This is a genomic window from Pseudonocardia hierapolitana (assembly GCF_007994075.1).
GTDB lineage: Bacteria > Actinomycetota > Actinomycetes > Mycobacteriales > Pseudonocardiaceae > Pseudonocardia > Pseudonocardia hierapolitana.
Window position 1 is genome coordinate 4,874,921 of sequence record NZ_VIWU01000001.1, and the last position, 14,777, is coordinate 4,889,697.

The following is a 14,777-nucleotide window of genomic DNA, read 5'->3' on the forward strand; positions in this document are numbered from 1 at the left end:
AGTACTGGGTGACCATCCTGGCCACCGCACCCGCCCCGGGCTTCGACCCCCCGGGTGTCGAGGACTTCCAGCTACCGCCGATCTTCGACGGGGTCACGAAGCCGGTTCTGCTCTTCGTGCTCGCCGCGATCATCGTGTACGCCTTCTTCGCCTACACGTCGCGGCGACCCCAGCTGGTGCCGAGCAAGGCGCAGTTCCTCGGCGAGTCGTTCCACGGCATGGTGCGGAACTCGATCGCCCGCGACAACATCGGGCCGGAGTACCTCAAGTACGTCCCGTACCTCACCACGCTGTTCGCCTTCATCCTGGTGAACAACCTGTTCGGGATCGTTCCGCTGATCCAGTTCCCGTCGTTCTCCCACCCGGGCGTCGCGTACGCCCTCGCGATCATGTCCTGGCTGATCTACAACGTGGTCGGGATCCGCAGGCACGGCTTCGTCGGCTACCTGCGGGTGTCCACCTGGCCGCCCGGGGTGCCGTGGTGGGTGCGGATCATCCTCACGCCGATCGAGTTCCTCTCGAACATTCTGCTGCGGCCGGTCACGCTGTCGCTGCGGCTCTTCGGGAACATGTTCGCCGGCCACCTGCTGCTGCTGGTGTTCATCCTCGGCGGCGAGTACATGCTGCTGCACTCCGAGTCGATCCTGCTCGGCGTCCTGTCGCCGTTCGCGTTCGGCATGGGCATCGTCTTCACGTTCTTCGAGGCCTTCATCCAGGTGGTGCAGGCCTACGTCTTCACGATTCTCACGGCGTCGTACATCGGCACCGTCCTCGCCGACGACCACTAGATCGTCGCGACTCGCCAGAACTGACGGGTCCGCGGGACGTGCCCCGGACCGGACGAAAGGAAAGTGCAATGACCCCCCTCGCTCAGGGCGCAATCGAGATCACCGGCAACCTGAACGCCATCGGCTACGGTCTCGCCGCGATCGGCCCGGGCATCGGCGTGGGCATCGTCTTCGCCGCGTTCATCAACGGCGTCGCCCGCCAGCCGGAGGCCCGCGGCCAGCTGCAGGGCATCGCGTTCATCGGCATGGCGCTCTCCGAGGCGCTCGCGATCCTGGGCCTCGTGCTCGCCTTCGCGCTCTAGGCCTGACCCAGCCGAACGCCGGGTAGGCGGAGGAGACCCCCATGACGACCACCCTTCTCGCGGCCGAGGAGCTGAACCCCCTCGTACCGCATCCCGTCGAGATCATCGTCGGAACCATCGCGTTCATCCTGCTGTTCCTCGTCCTCCGCAAGACGGCGTTCCCGCAGTTCGAGAAGGTCTACGCCGAGCGCACGGAGAAGATCGAGGGCGGGCTGAAGCGGGCCGAGGAGGCCCAGGAGCAGGCCAACGAGCTCAAGCGGCAGTACGAGGAGCAGTTGGCCGGTCTGCGGGCCGAGGCAGCGCGCATCCGCGACGACGCCCGTGCCGAGGGGCAGCAGATCAAGGCCGAGCTGCGGGCCCAGGCCGAGGAGGAGGCCGCCCGGATCCGCCAGCGCGGCGAGGAGCAGATCGCCGCGGCCCGCGAGCAGGCCGTGCGCCAGCTCCGCGGTGAGATCGGCGGGCTCTCGGTGCAGCTGGCCGAGCGCCTCATCGGCGACTCGCTCGCCGACGACGCGCGCCGCTCGGCCACCGTCGACACCTTCCTCGCCGAGCTGGACCAGATGGCTCAGCAGCGGGAGGCCGCTCCCGCCGGCGGGGCGAGCTGATGGCCGAGGCCCTGCAGGCAGCCAGCCGGGAGTCGATGGCCTCGGCGCAGGTCCGGCTGGACGCGTACGCCGACTCGGCGCAGGCCGCCGACCTGCAGCGGCTCGGCGACGAGCTGTTCGCGGTCACACGCCTGCTCGTCGAGCAGCGGTCGCTGCGGCGGCTGCTCGCCGACCCGTCGTCGCCGGAGGCGGCCCGTACGGGTCTGCTGGAGCGACTGCTCGGACAGCAGGTCGGCGCGCCGGCGCAGGACGTCGCCAAGGGGCTCGTCGGGGCGCGCTGGTCGCGGCCCGGAGACCTGGTCACGGCGTTCGAGTCGGTCGCCCGGCAGGCACTGCTGGCCGTGGCCGAGAAGGACGGCTCGCTCGACAACGTCGAGGACGAGCTGTTCCGCTTCGGCCGCCTCGTGGACCGGGAGCCGGAGCTGGGCAGCCTGCTCGTCGACACGGCGACACCCGCCGACGGGCGCGTCACGCTGCTCGACCGGCTGGTGGAGGGCAAGACCTCGCCGGTCACGACCGCACTGCTGCGCCACACGGTCCGGCTCCCGCGCGACCGGCACATCGACGCCGTGTGCGAGGAGCTGGCCGATCTGGCGGCGGGACGCCGCGACCGGTCGGTCGCCCGTGTCACCACCCCGGTCGCGCTCTCGCCGGAGCAGGAGCAGAAGCTCACCGACTCGCTGACCCGGCTCTACGGGCGCCGGATGTCGCTGCAGATCGAGCTGGACCCCAGCCTGCTGGGTGGTCTGGTCGTGCAGGTCGGCGGCGAGGTCATCGACGGCAGCGTGGCGAGCAAGCTCGCCGCGGCGCGCCGCTCCCTCCCGAGCTGACCACCGAACGTTCGAGAAGAAGGAACAGACGACAGCCATGACAGAGCTGACGATCTCCTCCGAGGAGATCCGGAGTGCGATCTCCAGCTACGTCTCGTCGCTGGAGACGGACACCTCCCGCGAAGAGGTGGGTATCGTCACCGACACCGGCGACGGCATCGCCCACGTCGAGGGCCTGCCCTCGGCGATGACCAACGAGCTCCTCGAGTTCCCCGGTGGCGTGCGGGGTGTCGCGCTGAACCTGGACGTGCACGAGATCGGTGCGGTCATCCTGGGCGACTACGCCCACATCGAGGAGGGCCAGCAGGTCAAGCGCACCGGCAGCATCCTCTCGGTGCCGGTCGGCGACGGGTTCCTCGGCCGGGTCGTCGACCCGCTGGGCAAGCCGATCGACGGCCTCGGCGACATCGAGGCCGAGGCCGACCGCGTGCTGGAGCTGCAGGCGGCGTCGGTGGTGCAGCGGCAGGAGGTTCGCGAGCCGCTGCAGACGGGCATCAAGGCCATCGACTCGATGACCCCGATCGGCCGCGGCCAGCGCCAGCTGATCATCGGCGACCGCAAGACCGGCAAGACCGCCGTCTGCGTCGACACGATCATCAACCAGAAGCAGAACTGGGCCACCGGCGACCCGAAGCAGCAGGTGCGCTGCATCTACGTCGCGATCGGGCAGAAGGGCTCCACGATCGCCGGCATCCGGCAGTCGCTGGAGGACGCGGGCGCGCTGGAGTACACCACCATCGTCGCCGCCCCGGCGTCCGACCCGGCGGGCTACAAGTGGCTCGCGCCCTACACGGGCTCCGCGCTCGGGCAGCACTGGATGTACCAGGGCAAGCACGTCCTGATCGTCTTCGACGACCTGTCCAAGCAGGCCGAGGCCTACCGCGCGATCTCGCTGCTGCTGCGCCGCCCGCCGGGCCGCGAGGCCTACCCGGGCGACGTGTTCTACCTGCACTCCCGTCTGCTGGAGCGCTGCGCGAAGCTGTCGGACGACCTCGGTGGCGGCTCGATGACCGGCCTGCCGATCATCGAGACCAAGGCGAACGACGTGTCGGCCTACATCCCGACGAACGTCATCTCCATCACCGATGGCCAGTGCTTCCTCGAGTCGGACCTGTTCAACCAGGGTGTCCGGCCGGCCATCAACGTCGGTATCTCGGTGTCCCGCGTGGGTGGTTCCGCGCAGGTCCGTGCGATGCGCACGGTGTCCGGTTCGCTGCGGCTCGACCTGTCGCAGTACCGCGAGCTGGAGGCGTTCGCCGCGTTCGGTTCCGACCTCGACGCGGCATCGGCCGCGGCCCTCGGGCGCGGCGCGCGTCTCGTGGAGCTGCTGAAGCAGGCGCAGTACCAGCCGTTCCCCGTCGAGGAGCAGGTCGTCTCGATCTTCCTCGGCACCCGTGGGCACCTCGACTCCGTGCCGGTGGCCGACGTGCGCCGCTTCGAGACGGACTTCCTCGACCACGTCCGGCGCAACCACGACGGCATCTTCGGGGAGATCCGGGACACCGGGAAGCTCTCCGACGAGCTCGCCGACCGGATCGCCGATGTCGTGAAGGGCTTCAAGCAGGAGTTCACCGCGACCGACGGCTCGTCGGTGGTGCCGAAGGAGGCCGCGGCCGAGGCGCTCGACGAGGACGAGGTCGACCGCGACTCGGTCAAGGTCAACAAGCCGGCTCCGGCCTCGAGCTAGTCGGCCGGGAGCTGAGGGAGTAGCGCATGGCGGCACAGATTCGCGTGCTGCGGCGGCGGATCCGGTCGACGCAGTCCATCAAGAAGATCACGCGCGCGATGGAGCTCATCGCGACCTCGCGGATCATGAAGGCGCGGGCCCGGGTCGACGCTTCGCGGCCCTACGCCGAGCAGATCACGGCCGTCCTCACCGAGCTGGCCAACAACTCGGCGCTGGACCACCCGCTGCTCGTCGAGCGGGAGCAGGCCAAGCGCGCCGCCGTCCTCGTGGTCACGAGCGACCGCGGCCAGTGCGGCGGCTACAACGTCAACGTCCTGAAGGAGGCGGAGCAGCTGCAGCAGCTGCTGCGCGAGCAGGGCAAGGACCCGGTGCTCTACGTCATCGGCCGCAAGGGCGTGAGCTACTACAAGTTCCGGCGCCGCAACGTCGAGCAGTCCTGGACGGGCTTCTCGGAGCAGCCGACCTACGCGGACGCCGCCGAGGCGGCGCGCGTCCTCGTCGAGGCGTTCATGACGGGCACCGAGGACGGTGCCGAGGGTGTCGACGAGCTGCACCTCGTGTACACGCAGTTCAAGAACATGGTCACCCAGGTGCCGCAGGCGCGGCGAATGGCTCCGCTCGAGGTCGAGTACGAGACCGACACCGTCGGCGCCCCCGGCGGCGAGATCGAGGAGCGGCGCGAGGCCGCGCAGCAGTCGGCGGGCGAGGCCAAGCCGCTCTACGAGTTCGAGCCGAGCCCCGACTCGCTGTTCGACGCGCTGCTGCCCAAGTACATCGGGGCGCGGCTGTTCGCCGCGCTGCTCGAGGCCGCTGCCTCGGAGTCGGCTGCCCGCCAGCGGGCGATGAAGGCCGCCACCGACAACGCCAACGAGCTGATCCGTACCCTGACACTGGAGGCCAACCAGGCCCGTCAGGCGCAGATCACCCAGGAGATCAGTGAGATCGTCGGTGGGGCCGACGCTCTCGTCAGCGCAGGGAGTGAGAGCTGAGATGACCGCCACCGCAGATACCCAGACCACGACCGGCCGGGTCGTCCGCGTCACCGGCCCGGTCGTCGACGTCGAGTTCCCCCGCAACGCGGTGCCGGAGCTCTACACGGCCCTCACGGTCGACGTCGAGTTCGGAGACCTGGCCAAGAAGCTCACCCTCGAGATCGCGCAGCACCTGGGCGACAACCTGGTGCGCACGATCTCGATGCAGCCCACCGACGGCCTCGTGCGTGGCCAGACGGTCACCTCGCTCGGGCGTCCGATCTCGGTGCCGGTCGGCGACCAGGTCAAGGGGCACGTCTTCAACGCCCTCGGCGACTGCCTGGACGACCCGGAGTTCACGCCCACCGGTGACCTGTGGGGCATCCACCGGCCCGCGCCGAGGTTCGACCAGCTCGAGGGCCGCACCGAGATGCTGGAGACCGGCATCAAGGTCATCGACCTGCTCACCCCGTACGTGCAGGGCGGGAAGATCGGCCTGTTCGGCGGCGCCGGCGTGGGCAAGACGGTGCTCATCCAGGAGATGATCACCCGTGTGGCCAAGAACTTCGGTGGCACCTCGGTGTTCGCCGGCGTCGGCGAGCGCACCCGTGAGGGCAACGACCTCATCACGGAGATGACCGAGTCCGGCGTCATCAACGACACCGCGCTCGTCTTCGGGCAGATGGACGAGCCGCCCGGCACTCGTATGCGCGTCGCCCTGTCGGCGCTGACGATGGCGGAATACTTCCGCGACGAGCAGAACCAGGACGTGCTGCTCTTCATCGACAACATCTTCCGGTTCACGCAGGCAGGCTCCGAGGTCTCCACGCTGCTGGGCCGCATGCCCTCGGCGGTGGGTTACCAGCCGACGCTGGCCGACGAGATGGGCGAGCTGCAGGAGCGGATCACCTCGACGCGCGGCCGTTCGATCACCTCGATGCAGGCGATCTACGTGCCAGCGGACGACTACACCGACCCGGCGCCCGCCACCACGTTCGCGCACCTCGACGCCACCACCGAGCTCTCCCGCCCGATCTCCCAGAAGGGGATCTACCCGGCGGTGGACCCGCTGACGTCGACCTCCCGGATCCTCGACCCGCAGTACATCGGCGACGACCACTTCCGCGTGGCCAACGAGGTGAAGCGGATCCTGCAGCGCTACAACGACCTGCAGGACATCATCGCGATCCTCGGTATCGACGAGCTCTCCGAGGAGGACCGCCAGCTCGTCGGGCGGGCCCGGCGCATCGAGCGCTTCCTGTCGCAGAACCTCCTGGTCGCCGAGCAGTTCACCGGCCAGCCGGGCTCCACGGTTCCGCTCAAGGAGACCATCGAGGCGTTCGACAAGATCGCCAAGGGTGAGTTCGACGACGTGCCCGAGCAGGCGTTCTTCCTCTGCGGTGGCCTGGACGACCTGGACAAGAACCGCAAGAAGCTCGAGGGCTGATCGTGGCGCACATGAACGTCGAGCTGGTCGCGGTCGAGCGACGGATCTGGTCCGGTGAGGCCAACTTCGTCCTCGCCCGCACCACCGTGGGTGAGATCGGGGTTCTGCCCGGTCACGAGCCCACGCTCGCGCAGCTGGAGGACACGGCGGTCGTCCGCGTCGACGGCACCGACGGCACGTCCACCACGCTGGCCGTGCACGGCGGGTTCCTGTCGATCACACCGGAGAACGTCACGGTGCTCGCGGAGTACGCCGAGCTGGCCGACGAGATCGACGTGGCGCGCGCCCGCAACGCGCTCCAGCGGGCCGACTCGTCGGAGCCAGAGGGAGCTGCCGCGACGGCCAGGGCGAACGTGCGGCTCAAAGCCGCCGGCGCTTCCGAGTAGCCGAGGCTGCAGGTGGGAGCGACGACGCTGCTCGTCAGCATCCTGTTGCTGCTCGCCTGCCTCTGTCTCGGATACCTCGCCTTTCGGAGAGTGCGACTCATGCGGGGCGGTGGTGTGGACGTCTGTCTGCGCCGCCGCCCCGCTCGTCTTTCCCGGTTCCGCGCCAACGACGGAACCGCCGGATGGCACTTCGGCGTGGGCCGCTACCGCGGCGACGAGCTGGCCTGGTTCCGCCTCACGTCGCTGCGGCCGGGGCCCACGATCGTCGTCGACCGCACCGAACTGGAGATCGTCGACCGGCGCACGCCGGTGAATCCCGAGGCCGACGTCATCCCGCAGGGGGCGTCCGTGCTGCACTGCCGCATCCAGGGCGTGGAGCTGGAGCTCGCCATGGCCCCCGGCGTCCTCACGGGCTTCCTCTCCTGGGTGGAGGCCACCCCACCCGGCCGCACCGGCTACCGCCAGGCCTCCTGACGCTACGAGCGCTCGGGGCCGCCGGGCTGCCAGAGGACGTCGCCGTCCGGGTTCGCCACGCGGCCGAGGATGAACAGCAGGTCCGACAGGCGGTTGAGGTACTTCGCCGTGAGCGGGTTGGTGCGCTCGGCGTCGGCCTCCAGCAGCGCCCACACCGATCGCTCGGCCCGGCGGGCGACCGTGCGGGCCACGTGCAGGTACGCCGCGCCGGGCGTGCCGCCGGGCAGGATGAACGAGTCCAGCTTCGGCAACCCCTCGTTGAACTCGTCGCACCAGCCCTCGAGCCGCGTGACGTAGTCCTCCGTGATCCGCAGCGGCGGGTACTGCGGATCCTCGACGATCGGGGCGCACAGGTCGGCACCCACGTCGAACAGGTCGTTCTGCACCTGCCTCAGCGGACCGAGCAGGCGCTCGGCCAGCCCGCCGACGGTGACGGCGACGCCGAGCGCTGCGTTGCACTCGTCGGTGTCGGCGTAGGCCGCGAGCCGGACGTCGGTCTTGCGGACGCGGCTGAAGTCGCCGAGCGCGGTGGTGCCGTCGTCGCCGGTCCGCGTGTAGATCCTGGTCAGGTGCACGGCCATGGTCGACAGCCTATGTCGGGTACTTTCGCCTCGTGGGCGCAGCAGCAGTCACCGAGTAACTCCGGGCTCGCGGCTCGGCACCGCACGATGCCGCGGCGACGTCGTCTCGTCGCCCGATCGGTGCGGCCGCCGGCCGGCGAGGGACGCGTCCCCTCATCCCCTTGTGCACCTCGTAGCCGTCCACGGCTCGGTGCTCGCCTGGAGTCGCCTGCTCATGAGCTCTTTCCGTTCCACCGCACGTCACGTCCCGGCCGAGCAGGCCAGGAACCGGTGGTGGGTCCTGGCCTTCCTGTCCTTGCTGCAACTGCTGATCGCCGTCGACGTGACGGTCGTCCACATCGCGCTGCCGTCGATCGGCTCCGCGTTCGGCGCCGGCCCAACTGCCCTGACCTGGGTGGTCACCGGCTACACCGTCGTCGGCGGCGGTCTGCTGCTGCTCGGCGGGCGCGTCGGCGACCTGTTCGGGCGCCGGCGCATGTTCCTCGCGGGCGCGGCGCTGTTCGGTGCTGCGTCGCTGCTCGCCGGTCTCGCGCCCGATCTCCCGACGCTCGTCGTGGCCCGGTTCGCCCAGGGCGCGGGCGAGGCGCTGGCCTCGCCCGCGGCGATGGCTCTGATCGCCCTGATGTTCCCCGAACCGGACCAGCGGGCGAAGGCGCTCGGCGTGTGGGGGGCCATCTCCAGCAGCGGCCTGGTCATCGGGGTCCTGCTCTCCGGGGGCCCTCACCGAGCTGCTCGACTGGCGCTGGATCTTCCTGATCAACCCGCCCCTGGTGCTCGTCGTCCTCGTCGCGACCCCGCTGCTGCTGGCTCGCGACGCCCCGGTCACGCGCGCACCGCTGGACGTCCCCGGCGCCGTTCTCCTGACCGTCGCGCCCCTGGCGCTGATCTTCGGGATCGTCGAGGCCGCCCGGACCCCGCTGTGGTCGGTCTCCGTGCTCGGGCCGCTGCTGCTGGCCGCTGCGGCGTTCGGCGCGTTCGTCCTGGTCGAGGCCCGCTCGCGGCACCCGCTCGTGCCGCTGTCGTTCTTCGCCCACCGCACCCGGCTGACCGCGAACGCCGCGACCGTCCTGCTGAGCGCGGCGCTGTCCACCACGTTCTTCCTCGCCACGTTCGTCCTGCAGCGGGTGCTCGGTCTGGGGCCGCTGCAGGCGGGGCTCGCGTTCCTGCCGTTCTGCACCGTCCTGCTCATCGCCGTCACGCAGGTCGCGCCGCTCATCCGCAGGCTCGGCACGAAGCACACCGCGATCGCCGGGCTCCTGGCCACCGCCGCCGGCGTCGCGTCGCTGGCCCGGCTGCCCGACTCCGCCCGGCTGTGGATCGACGTCGTCCCGGGCATGGTGGCGGTGGCCGTCGGGATGGCCGTCGGACTGATCGCCCTCCAGAACGCCGCGCTGCAGGGAGTGACCGACGCGGACGCGGGCGTCGCCTCGGGGGTCCAGCGCTCCGTGGACCAGCTCGGTGGCGCCGTCGGCCTCACGGTCCTCGTCGGCACCGCCGTCGCGTCGGGGACCGCCGGGGGTGCGGCGACCGCGGCGGGGATTCGCAGCGCGTTCTGGTTCGCGCTGGTCGGACTGCTTGTCGCGGCGGCGGTCGTCGCGGTCGTCGCGCGGTCCAACCGGCCGCGGCGGTAGGCCCGCGTTCCCGGCGGTCGCCGCCGGGCGGAGGGTCAGCGCAGCCCCTTCCGCTCGGCCCACGCGGCGATGGCGGCGCCGATCTCCCCGGGGCGGTCCTCGGCGGCGTGGTGCCCGGCCTCGCCGCACGGCACGATCTCGAGGCCGGCGATGTTCTCGGCACACCAGGCGGCCGTCTCCGGGCCCTGGACCGTGGGCGACCCCTCGAACGTCAGCAGCAGCTTCGGCACATCCGCGCTCGTGGCGAGCCACGCGTCGAAGGCCTCGATGCGGGTGATGAGCCCGGCCGGCTCGCCGCCGATGGGCATCTGCTGGGCCCAGGCCAGCACCGGGCGCCGCGTCTGCGGTGTCGGGAACGGGGCGAGGTACTCGGCCAGCACGTCGTCCGGGACGGGCGTGCGCACGGCTCGGGTGTAGGCCATCCGGATCAGCTCGTCGGACTCCAGCAGATCCTCCCCGCGGGTGCGGACCATCTCGGCGCGTGCCCTGGCCGCCGGGGTCAGGGTGTCCGGGTCGATCGGCTTGATGATCGCCTCGAAGACCGCCAGGCCACGCACCCGCTCCGGGTGCCGCGCGGCCCAGTCGCAGGCCAGCGCGCCTCCCCAGTCGTGGCCGACCAGCACGACGTCGTCGAGTTCGAGCACGTCGAACCAGGCGTCGAGGTAGCGCGCGTGGTCGGCGAACAGGTACGGGATGTCGGGCTTGCCCGACCTTCCCATCCCGATCAGGTCCGGGGTGATCAGCCGTCCCGGCCCCAGGTGGGGGAGGACGTTGCGCCACATGTGGGAGGAGGCGGGGTTGCCGTGGAGGAGGACGACGGCCGGCCCGCTGCCGGTCTCGGTGTGGTGGATGGTCGAGTCGAGGACCGCGGTCTCGGGCATCGTGGAGGTCCCTTCAGGAGGATCCGGTGGGTGGGTCGAGCGGGGCGTCGAGCAGCTCCGCCAGCTCACCGACGAGCGCCGCGGTGCGCGCGCTGTCGCGACCCCCGAGCGGGGCCAGGAGGCGCTCGAGGAGCTCCTGGACCGCCTGCAGCGCGGGCCGCAGACGCTCGCGGCCGTGGTCGGTGACGGAGAGCCGGACGGCCCGGGTGTCGTGCGGGTCGCGGTGGCGGGCGACGAGACCGTTCGCCTCGAGCGTGCGCGCCAGCTTGGAGACGTACAGGGCCTCCAGGCCGGTGTCGTCGGCCAGCTCGCGCTGGCTCGGCCGCCGGCCCGCGCGTTCCAGTCCGTGCAGCGCGGCCAGCAGGACGTACTGGGCGTGGGTCAGGCCCAGTGGTGCCAGGGCGCGGTCGACGGCGACGCGCCACTTCGTCGCGAGGCGCCAGACGATGGCTCCGGCGGCGGCTCCCTGCGGTCGTGATCGCACGGGATCACAGTACATGGACATTATGTACATGGCTACTATCTGGCCGTGGCCGGGGCGGCGACCGCGGAGGCCGCCCGGCCCGCTCCGGTGGCTCGCGCGCCCCGTGTGGGCCCACGCGCCCGGTCGACGGGGCGCGTGGGCGGAGAACGGGTGCGTGAGCGGCGCAGATCGTTCCGATCAGCACGGCGCGCCGAAGCCTCGATCATGTCCGTCGGACCGCCTTCGGTGGCGCCGCGCGCCCTCCGGGCAGGCCCTGGCCTGCCCGCGTTGTGCTGCCCGGAGGGGTCGCAGAGGCGAGGGGCGGCTCCGCACGATGCGCGGCGCCACCGAAGGCCTGGTCGAGGGGGTGCCGCCGGAGCCGCCCGTCAGGCGTTCGTCCCCGCGTCGACCAGCAGAGAGGCGCCGGTGATCGTCCGCCCGCCCGGCCCGGCCAGGTGGGCGACGGTGGCGGCAACCTCGTCGGCGGTCTGGTACCGGCCGAGCGCGGTGAGGGAGCGCTGGTGCTCGGCGGAGTCGCCGTCGGCGGGGTTCATGTCGGTGTCGGTCGAGCCCGGCTGCACGAGGTTCACCGTGATGCCGCGCGGGCCCAGCTCGCGGGCGAGGGCGCGGGTGAGGCCGAGCAGCGCCGACTTGGACATGGCGTAGAGGGCGATGCCGGGGAAGGGCACCCGTTCGGCGAGGTTGCTGCCGATGCTGATGATGCGTCCGTCCGATCCGAGGTGCGGCGATGCCGCCTGGGCCGCGACGAACGCGGCCCGGGCGTGGATCGCGAGCGTCCGGTCCAGCTCGTCGAGGGTCACCTCCTCGAACGGCCCGTACGGGAAGACGCCGGCGTTGTTGACCAGGACGTCGAGGCGGCCCAGCTCGGTGACGGCGGCGTCGACGGCGCTGCCGACGGCGGCCGCGTCCGCGCTGTCGGCCTGCACCGCGAGCGCGCGCCTGCCCAGCTGCTCGATCTCCTTCACGACCAGGGCCGCCTGGTCCGCGGCGGACCGGTAGGTGATCGCCACGTCGGCGCCGTCGCGGGCCAGCCGCAGCGCGACGGCGGCCCCGATCCCGCGGCTGCCCCCGGTCACCAGTGCGACGCGGCCGGTGAGGTCGTCCATGAGTGCCCCTTTTCTGTAGTGAACGCTAAGAAATTGTGGGGCGGGACCCGTCGGCCGTCAAGGGGTATCTTGAGGGAACGCTACAGAAAGGCGGCGCCATGGCCGAGCGAGGACGCCCGCGCGGGTTCGACCGCGCCGTGGCGCTGCGCCGTGCCATGGAGGTGTTCTGGGAGCACGGCTACGAGGGCACCTCCCTCGGGGACCTGACCGCCGCGATGGGCATCCGGCCGCCCAGCCTCTACGCGGCGTTCGGGAACAAGGAGGCGCTGTTCCGCGAGGCCGTGGCGCTCTACGAGGGCATGGAGGGGGAGCCGCCGCTGCAGGCGCTGCAGGAGGCGCCCACCGCCGCCGCCGGCATCGAGGCGATGCTGCGGGCGAACGTGCGCTCCTACACCGAGCCCGGCCGGCCGACGGGCTGCATGGTCGTGCTGGCCGCCACCACGTACACGCCGAGCACCGAGGGGATCCGCGACTTCCTCGCCGAGCAACGCCGCGCCGGCACGGCGGCGGTACAGGAGCGGCTCGAGCGGGGGCGGGCCGACGGCGACGTACCACCCGGCGCCGACACGGGTGCGTTGGCCGCGTACGTCATGTCGGTGCAGTACGGGCTCTCGCTGCAGGCGCGCGACGGAGCGACCCGCGAGGAGCTCGACACCGTGGTGGACTGCGTGCTGGCCGGATGGGACGCCGTGGTGGCCGCCCGCGCCGTCACTGTCGGCACCGGATAGCGTCGCCTGCGTGGCGGAGCACTTCGCGGTGAACGGTGGCGCCCGGCTCGTCGGCGCCGTCGACGTGGTCGGGGCGAAGAACAGCGTGCTGAAGCTGATGGCGGCGGCGCTGCTGGCCGAGGGCACGACGACGATCACCAACTGCCCGGAGATCCTGGACGTCCCGCTGATGGCCGACGTGCTGCGCAGCCTCGGCTGCACCGTCGAGGTCGAGCACGGCACGGTCACGATCGACGTCCCGGCGAGGCCCGGCGCCCAGGCCGACTACGCGTCGGTGTCGCGGCTGCGCGCGTCGGTGTGCGTGCTCGGGCCGCTCGTGGCGCGCTGCCGGCGTGCCGTGGTGCCGCTGCCCGGCGGCGACGCGATCGGTTCCCGCCCGCTGGACATGCACCAGGCAGGCCTGCGCAAGCTGGGCGCGACCACCGAGATCGAGCACGGGCGGGTGGTCGCCCACGCCGAGGAGCTGCGCGGGGCGCAGATCTGGCTCGACTTCCCCAGCGTCGGCGCCACCGAGAACATCCTGATGGCCGCCGTGCTCGCCGACGGCACCACCGTGATCGACAACGCCGCGCGCGAGCCGGAGATCGTCGACCTCTGCACGATGCTGCAGCAGATGGGTGCCAAGATCGACGGGGTGGGCAGCTCCACGCTCACCGTGCACGGCGTCACGCAGCTGCAGCCCACCCAGCACCGGGTGATCGGCGACCGGATCGTCGGCGCCACATGGGCGTTCGCCGCCGCGATGACCCGCGGCGAGGTCACGGTGCGCGGCGTCGACCCGCACCACATCGACCTGGTGCTGGACAAGCTGCGCTCCGCGGGGGCGGAGACCGCGATCGGCGCGCAGGAGTTCACGGTGCGGATGGACCGCAGGCCGCGCGCCGTCGACTTCGTGACCCTGCCCTACCCCGGTTTCGCCACCGACCTGCAGCCGATGGCGATCGCGCTGTCCGCGGTGTCCGACGGCACGTCGATGATCACCGAGAACGTCTTCGAGGCCCGGTTCCGCTTCGTCGACGAGATGGTGCGCCTCGGCGCCGACGCCCGCACGGACGGCCACCACGCGGTGGTCCGCGGCGTGGATCGCCTGTCCAGCGCCCCGGTGTGGGCGAGCGACATCCGCGCGGGAGCCGGCCTCGTGCTGGCCGGGCTGTGCGCCGACGGGGTGACCGAGGTCTGGGACGTCGAGCACATCGACCGCGGCTACCCGCGGTTCGTCGAGAACCTCAGCGCCCTGGGCGCCGACGTCGCACGGATGCAGGCGCAACCCCAGCGCTGACCCGCTACGCGTGGTAGGTGAGTGCGACCACCCCCGTCGCCGTCGGCGTCGCGTCCACGAGCCTCAGCGGGTTCGGCAGTCCTTCGTCGAAGAACCGCGTGCCGGTACCGAGGACGACCGGGTGAACGCCGAGGACGAGCTCGTCGACCAGGCCGTGCCGCAGCAGCGAGCGCACCAGTGTGAAGCTGCCGTAGGTCAGGATGTCGCCGCCGGGCGCCTCCTTGAGCCCCGCCACGGTCTGCGCCGGGTCGCCGGGGAGCGCGGTGGCGTTCCACGGCAACGGCCCGCGCAGCGTGTTGGTCACGACGGCCTTGGGGATGCGGTGCATCGCCTCGGCGTACGGCCCGGTGTTGCGGGACCAGGCCTTCTCGATGATCTCGAAGGTCCGGCGGCCCAGCAGGAAGGTGTCGCTCGCCAGCAGGCTCTGCGTCGCGTGCTCGGCCGAGCTCTCGTCGAAGAAGCCGAGGGCCCAGCCGCCGCGGTCGAGCTCTCCGAACCCGCCCGGGTCCTGCACCACACCGTCGAGCGTGACGAAGGTCTGCACGGTGAGCTTGCGCATGAGGGGACTCCGTTCCCGGCCGGACCGTCCGGCCGTGA

18 protein-coding genes and 1 pseudogene are annotated in these 14,777 nt (G+C 71.5%); 13 read left to right on the plus strand and 6 right to left on the minus strand.

From position 1 onward, the window contains the following. Positions 1-8: 8 nt before the first annotated feature. From atpB to FHX44_RS23330, 9 genes are all read left to right on the plus strand, one after another. A complete protein-coding gene (gene atpB / locus FHX44_RS23290) occupies positions 9-788 on the plus strand; it encodes a F0F1 ATP synthase subunit A (protein WP_212612610.1) in 780 nt (259 codons plus the stop codon). A gap of 68 nt (positions 789-856) precedes the next feature. Then, the gene (gene atpE / locus FHX44_RS23295) at positions 857-1,090 is read left to right on the plus strand and encodes an ATP synthase F0 subunit C (protein ID WP_142095748.1); all 234 of its coding nucleotides are present in this window, start codon (positions 857-859) and stop codon (positions 1,088-1,090) included. A gap of 41 nt (positions 1,091-1,131) precedes the next feature. Beyond that, positions 1,132-1,695 (plus strand): F0F1 ATP synthase subunit B, encoded by a 564-nt coding sequence (locus tag FHX44_RS23300; protein ID WP_147257735.1) that lies wholly within the window; start codon positions 1,132-1,134, stop codon positions 1,693-1,695. Next, positions 1,695-2,525 carry a F0F1 ATP synthase subunit delta gene (locus FHX44_RS23305; RefSeq protein WP_147257736.1) on the plus strand — a complete coding sequence of 277 codons (831 nt, stop codon included), beginning with the start codon at positions 1,695-1,697 and terminating at the stop codon, positions 2,523-2,525. Before FHX44_RS23300 ends, FHX44_RS23305 begins: the two co-directional genes overlap by 1 nt. Positions 2,526-2,562: 37 nt before the next feature. Further along, complete coding sequence (gene atpA / locus FHX44_RS23310) at positions 2,563-4,212, plus strand: F0F1 ATP synthase subunit alpha (RefSeq protein WP_147257737.1); 1,650 nt, start codon at positions 2,563-2,565, stop codon at positions 4,210-4,212. A 26-nt stretch (positions 4,213-4,238) separates the two neighbouring features. Continuing rightward, positions 4,239-5,201: a F0F1 ATP synthase subunit gamma gene (locus FHX44_RS23315; RefSeq protein WP_147257738.1), complete on the plus strand. Its 963-nt coding sequence runs from the start codon at positions 4,239-4,241 to the stop codon at positions 5,199-5,201. Between the two features lies 1 nt (position 5,202). Continuing rightward, a complete protein-coding gene (gene atpD / locus FHX44_RS23320; RefSeq protein ID WP_147257739.1) occupies positions 5,203-6,630 on the plus strand; it encodes a F0F1 ATP synthase subunit beta in 1,428 nt (475 codons plus the stop codon). An 11-nt stretch (positions 6,631-6,641) separates the two neighbouring features. Then, positions 6,642-7,016: a F0F1 ATP synthase subunit epsilon gene (locus FHX44_RS23325; protein ID WP_212612611.1), complete on the plus strand. Its 375-nt coding sequence runs from the start codon at positions 6,642-6,644 to the stop codon at positions 7,014-7,016. A 12-nt stretch (positions 7,017-7,028) separates the two neighbouring features. Continuing rightward, positions 7,029-7,490 carry a DUF2550 domain-containing protein gene (locus FHX44_RS23330; protein ID WP_147257741.1) on the plus strand — a complete coding sequence of 154 codons (462 nt, stop codon included), beginning with the start codon at positions 7,029-7,031 and terminating at the stop codon, positions 7,488-7,490. A 2-nt stretch (positions 7,491-7,492) separates the two neighbouring features. Here the strand turns inward: FHX44_RS23330 and FHX44_RS23335 are convergent, their stop codons facing one another. Further along, entirely contained in the window at positions 7,493-8,071 is a 579-nt protein-coding gene (locus FHX44_RS23335) for a cob(I)yrinic acid a,c-diamide adenosyltransferase (protein WP_147257742.1), read from the minus strand. A gap of 240 nt (positions 8,072-8,311) precedes the next feature. Next, entirely contained in the window at positions 8,312-8,473 is a 162-nt protein-coding gene (locus FHX44_RS43390; protein WP_246171067.1) for a hypothetical protein, read from the minus strand. Here FHX44_RS43390 and FHX44_RS44270 point away from each other — a divergent pair. Together FHX44_RS44270 and FHX44_RS42855 are read left to right on the plus strand one after the other, a co-directional pair. Beyond that, a pseudogene (locus FHX44_RS44270) lies at positions 8,415-8,708 on the plus strand (MFS transporter); the annotation flags it as partial. The gene FHX44_RS43390 and the pseudogene FHX44_RS44270 sit on opposite strands and share 59 nt — an antisense overlap. A 118-nt stretch (positions 8,709-8,826) precedes the next feature. Then, on the plus strand, positions 8,827-9,702 hold the full coding sequence (locus tag FHX44_RS42855; protein ID WP_425469196.1) for an MFS transporter: 876 nt from the start codon (positions 8,827-8,829) through the stop codon (positions 9,700-9,702). Positions 9,703-9,737: 35 nt separating this feature from the next. Here the strand turns inward: FHX44_RS42855 and FHX44_RS23345 are convergent, their stop codons facing one another. The 3 genes from FHX44_RS23345 to FHX44_RS23355 all read right to left on the minus strand — a co-directional run bounded on the left by FHX44_RS23345 (position 9,738) and on the right by FHX44_RS23355 (position 12,173). Further along, positions 9,738-10,583 carry a haloalkane dehalogenase gene (locus FHX44_RS23345; protein WP_147257743.1) on the minus strand — a complete coding sequence of 282 codons (846 nt, stop codon included), beginning with the start codon at positions 10,581-10,583 and terminating at the stop codon, positions 9,738-9,740. Between the two features lie 13 nt (positions 10,584-10,596). Continuing rightward, positions 10,597-11,067 carry a MarR family winged helix-turn-helix transcriptional regulator gene (locus tag FHX44_RS23350; RefSeq protein ID WP_246170545.1) on the minus strand — a complete coding sequence of 157 codons (471 nt, stop codon included), beginning with the start codon at positions 11,065-11,067 and terminating at the stop codon, positions 10,597-10,599. A gap of 365 nt (positions 11,068-11,432) precedes the next feature. Next, positions 11,433-12,173: an SDR family NAD(P)-dependent oxidoreductase gene (locus FHX44_RS23355; RefSeq protein WP_147257745.1), complete on the minus strand. Its 741-nt coding sequence runs from the start codon at positions 12,171-12,173 to the stop codon at positions 11,433-11,435. Between the two features lie 98 nt (positions 12,174-12,271). Between FHX44_RS23355 and FHX44_RS23360 the strand changes: the two genes are divergently transcribed. Beyond that, on the plus strand, positions 12,272-12,901 hold the full coding sequence (locus tag FHX44_RS23360) for a TetR/AcrR family transcriptional regulator (RefSeq protein ID WP_147257746.1): 630 nt from the start codon (positions 12,272-12,274) through the stop codon (positions 12,899-12,901). A 10-nt stretch (positions 12,902-12,911) separates the two neighbouring features. Next, positions 12,912-14,180, plus strand: coding sequence for a UDP-N-acetylglucosamine 1-carboxyvinyltransferase (murA, locus tag FHX44_RS23365; protein WP_147257747.1), 1,269 nt, complete (start codon positions 12,912-12,914; stop codon positions 14,178-14,180). 4 nt (positions 14,181-14,184) lie between these two features. Here the strand turns inward: murA and FHX44_RS23370 are convergent, their stop codons facing one another. Then, the gene (locus tag FHX44_RS23370; RefSeq protein WP_147257748.1) at positions 14,185-14,739 is read right to left on the minus strand and encodes a dihydrofolate reductase family protein; all 555 of its coding nucleotides are present in this window, start codon (positions 14,737-14,739) and stop codon (positions 14,185-14,187) included. Between the last annotated feature and the right edge of the window lie 38 nt (positions 14,740-14,777).

Bases quoted from the DNA above. Each gene is read 5' to 3' on its own strand.
- atpE (WP_142095748.1), top strand. From the start codon at position 857: ATGACCCCCCTCGCTCAGGGCGCAATCGAGATCACCGGCAACCTGAAC.
- FHX44_RS23300 (WP_147257735.1), top strand. From the start codon at position 1,132: ATGACGACCACCCTTCTCGCGGCCGAGGAGCTGAACCCCCTCGTACCG.
- FHX44_RS23305 (WP_147257736.1), top strand. From the start codon at position 1,695: ATGGCCGAGGCCCTGCAGGCAGCCAGCCGGGAGTCGATGGCCTCGGCG.
- atpA (WP_147257737.1), top strand. From the start codon at position 2,563: ATGACAGAGCTGACGATCTCCTCCGAGGAGATCCGGAGTGCGATCTCC.
- FHX44_RS23315 (WP_147257738.1), top strand. From the start codon at position 4,239: ATGGCGGCACAGATTCGCGTGCTGCGGCGGCGGATCCGGTCGACGCAG.
- atpD (WP_147257739.1), top strand. From the start codon at position 5,203: ATGACCGCCACCGCAGATACCCAGACCACGACCGGCCGGGTCGTCCGC.
- FHX44_RS23325 (WP_212612611.1), top strand. From the start codon at position 6,642: ATGAACGTCGAGCTGGTCGCGGTCGAGCGACGGATCTGGTCCGGTGAG.
- FHX44_RS23335 (WP_147257742.1), bottom strand. From the start codon at position 8,071: ATGGCCGTGCACCTGACCAGGATCTACACGCGGACCGGCGACGACGGC.
- FHX44_RS23345 (WP_147257743.1), bottom strand. From the start codon at position 10,583: ATGCCCGAGACCGCGGTCCTCGACTCGACCATCCACCACACCGAGACC.
- FHX44_RS23355 (WP_147257745.1), bottom strand. From the start codon at position 12,173: ATGGACGACCTCACCGGCCGCGTCGCACTGGTGACCGGGGGCAGCCGC.
- FHX44_RS23360 (WP_147257746.1), top strand. From the start codon at position 12,272: ATGGCCGAGCGAGGACGCCCGCGCGGGTTCGACCGCGCCGTGGCGCTG.
- FHX44_RS23370 (WP_147257748.1), bottom strand. From the start codon at position 14,739: ATGCGCAAGCTCACCGTGCAGACCTTCGTCACGCTCGACGGTGTGGTG.